This window comes from Hydrogenophaga sp., from assembly GCF_022844385.1.
Lineage (GTDB): Bacteria > Pseudomonadota > Gammaproteobacteria > Burkholderiales > Burkholderiaceae_C > Hydrogenophaga.
The window spans coordinates 1-2,771 of record NZ_JALHLX010000232.1; the positions used below are offsets into that span (position 1 = coordinate 1).

The window sequence follows — 2,771 nt, forward strand, 5'->3', positions numbered from 1 at the left end:
GCTCACCAGCCAGTCGCCCGCCGGGCCGCCAGCGGGAAAGAGGGCGCTGCTGCGTCCGCCCAGGCGCTGCACCACGCGCGCAACGTTCAGGCCACCGCCGCCCGCGTCGCGCCGTGCCGGGCCGCAGCGCAGTTTGTCGGCGGGCACCACACGTTCGGTGTGGGTGGACACGTCCACCGACGGGTTCATGGTGAGGCACAGCACGGTGTCCGCAAGCAAGGTCATACCCGCGTTGTACTCCATGTGCGCAGACGTCAGCGCAGGTGTTTCAGACGCTTGGTCGCAAATGCTTCGCTTACCCGCAGGCCGCGTGTGCCGGGTTCCAGCGTGAAGGTCTGTCCTGCTTCGATGGGGCCGGACTGCGCCACCGCCAAATAAAAGCCCGGGCACAGCGCCTCCATCATGAGCCGGCCGGCATCGCGCAGGCCCATCACGGCATTGAACTTGTAGCAGGGTTCGCGCGGCGCGGTCACGCGCAGGCTGCAGCCGGGGAAGTGCAGCAGGTCACCGATCCACACCTCGGTTTCCAGCAAGCCGTCGATCGTCAGGTTTTCGCCTAAGTAGCCGGTCGGCAGTGGATCGTCGAACAAGTTGCCGCCGTTCTGCTGGCGCTGCTTTTCCCAGAATGCGTAGTGCTCTTGCGGGTAGGCATAGACCGCCTTGTCCAGGCCGCCGTGCACGCTGAGGTCGGCCTGCTCGTCCCCCAGCAGGCCCAGCGGCATCACGGCCACCGGCCCGTGCACGGCGGCTTTGCCGATGGCCGAGACCACGTTGCGTGAACCGATGCGCAGCGCACGCACGGCACCGGTATTGACGCTGACGACGCGCACGGCCTCAGCCACGCATCAGCGCTTCGATCTCGGGCGCTTCGACCGGCACGCCGCGTGAGATCAGCTCACAGCCGGTCTCGGTGACGATGGCGTCGTCTTCGATGCGAATGCCGATGTTCCAGAACTTCTCCGGCACGCCTTCGGCCGGGCGCACATACAGGCCGGGCTCGATGGTGAGCACCATGCCCGGACGCAGGATGCGGCTGGGGCGGTCCTTGATGACTTCGCCGCTCAGGGGGTCCTTGCGCTCTTGCGCGGTGCCCAGCTCGGAGGGCTCCACATAGCTGCCGCAGTCGTGCACGTCCATGCCCAGCCAGTGGCCGGTGCGGTGCATGTAGAACTGGAAATACGCGCGGTTGGTGATCACGTCCTGCGCGCCGCCCACCTTGTTCTTGTCCAGCAGGCCCACGTCGAGCAGACCCTGAGCAAGCACGGCTACGGTGGCCTCGTGCGGGTCGACAAAGCGGGCGCCCGCTTTCGTGGCCTGCACGGCCGCGATCTGGCTGGCCAGCACCAGGTCGTACAGCTCGCGCTGCGGACCGGTGAACACACCGTTGGCCGGGAAGGTGCGCGTGATGTCGCTGGCGTAGCCATCGAGTTCACAGCCGGCGTCGATCAGCACCAGTTCACCACTGCGGATGGGCGCGGTGTCGGCGCGGTAGTGCAGTACGCAGGCGTTGGCCCCGGCCGCCACGATGCTGCCGTAGGCCGGGTACTGCGAGCCGTGCTCGCGAAAGCCATGCAGCAGCTCGGCGTCCAGGTGGTACTCGCGCACGTCCTGCCCCGCACGCAGCATGGCCGCACTGCGCTGCATGGCGCGAATGTGGGCCTTCGCGCTGATCTGTGCGGCGCGGCGCATGGTGTCCTGTTCGAAGGCGTCTTTCACGAGGCGCATTTCGTCGAGCACGCCGCACAGATCGCGCTGCGATTCGGGGCACAGCGCGCCATACCGCACACGGGCGCGCACCGGTTGCAGCCAGCCGTTGACCCGGCTCTCCAGCCCTGTGTGGGTGGCGAACGGGTACCACACGGTCTGGCGGTTCTCCAGCAGCTTGGGCAGGCGCTGGTCGAGTTCGGCGACCGAGAACGCGTCGCTCACGCCCAGGTGCTCGGGCGCCGCTTCAGGGCCCAGGCGGATGCCGTCCCAGATCTCGCGCTCCAGGTCCTTGGGCTGGCAGAACAGCGTGGTGCTGCCTTCGGCCGTGATCACCAGCCAGGCGTTGGGCTCGGTGAAACCGGTGAGGTAATAGAAGTAACTGTCGTGCCGGTAGAGAAAGTCGCTGTCGCGGTTGCGCGGGCGCTCCAGCGCGGTGGGCACGATGGCGATGCCGCCGGAACCGAGCGAGGCGGCCACACGGGCGCGGCGTTCGGCGTAGAGATGGGTGTGGGTGGTGGAGTCCATGTTCGCCATTCTCTGACTTTCCGCACACGCCCGTGCGCCGAGGGAATCAGGCCCGCTGGTTCAGTTCTTCCAGGCGTTCTGGTGTGCCCACATCGACCCATGGGCCTTCGTAGATCTCCGCGCTCACCTGCCCCGCTTCCATCGCCCGGCGCAGCAGTGGCGCCAGCGGTTCGGCCGTGCCCTGCGGGTTGCCGGGCAGCACTTCGCACCAGGGCAGCTCGAAGAGTTCGCGCCGGTACAGGCCGATGGTGCTGAAGGTCCAGGCCTCGTCGGCCCGGCTGATCGCAAGGCCGTCGGCGCCCAGGCCGAAATCGCCGTTGGGGTTGTGGGGCGGATTGGGCACGAGCCAGATGTGGGCCAGCAAGCCGCTGTCTTCGAAGCGGTCCACGCTGGCCTGGGTGAATGTGAAGTCGGGCACGTACACGTCACCCGCCAGCACCCAGAACACGTCGGCCAGCAGCGGCAGGGCGCGCGCAATGCCGCCGGCCGTTTCCAGTGCATAGCCAAAGTCGGTGCCTTCGCGCGACATCACCACCTCG

4 protein-coding genes are annotated in these 2,771 nt (G+C 67.6%); all 4 read right to left on the bottom strand.

Annotation, left to right across the window (positions count from 1 at the left end):
• A partial coding sequence (locus Q0C59_RS19485; RefSeq protein WP_291218696.1) for a PfkB family carbohydrate kinase occupies nucleotides 1-225 on the bottom strand: 225 nt, incomplete at its 3' end.
• Nucleotides 226-254: 29 nt separating this feature from the next.
• On the bottom strand, nucleotides 255-842 hold the full coding sequence (locus Q0C59_RS19490) for an MOSC domain-containing protein (protein WP_291218699.1): 588 nt from the start codon (nucleotides 840-842) through the stop codon (nucleotides 255-257).
• Nucleotides 835-2,232 carry an aminopeptidase P N-terminal domain-containing protein gene (locus tag Q0C59_RS19495; RefSeq protein ID WP_291218701.1) on the bottom strand — a complete coding sequence of 466 codons (1,398 nt, stop codon included), beginning with the start codon at nucleotides 2,230-2,232 and terminating at the stop codon, nucleotides 835-837. Before Q0C59_RS19495 ends, Q0C59_RS19490 begins: the two co-directional genes overlap by 8 nt.
• Nucleotides 2,233-2,278: 46 nt before the next feature.
• On the bottom strand, nucleotides 2,279-2,771 hold a 493-nt coding region (locus Q0C59_RS19500), incomplete at its 5' end, for a nucleotidyltransferase family protein (protein WP_291218704.1).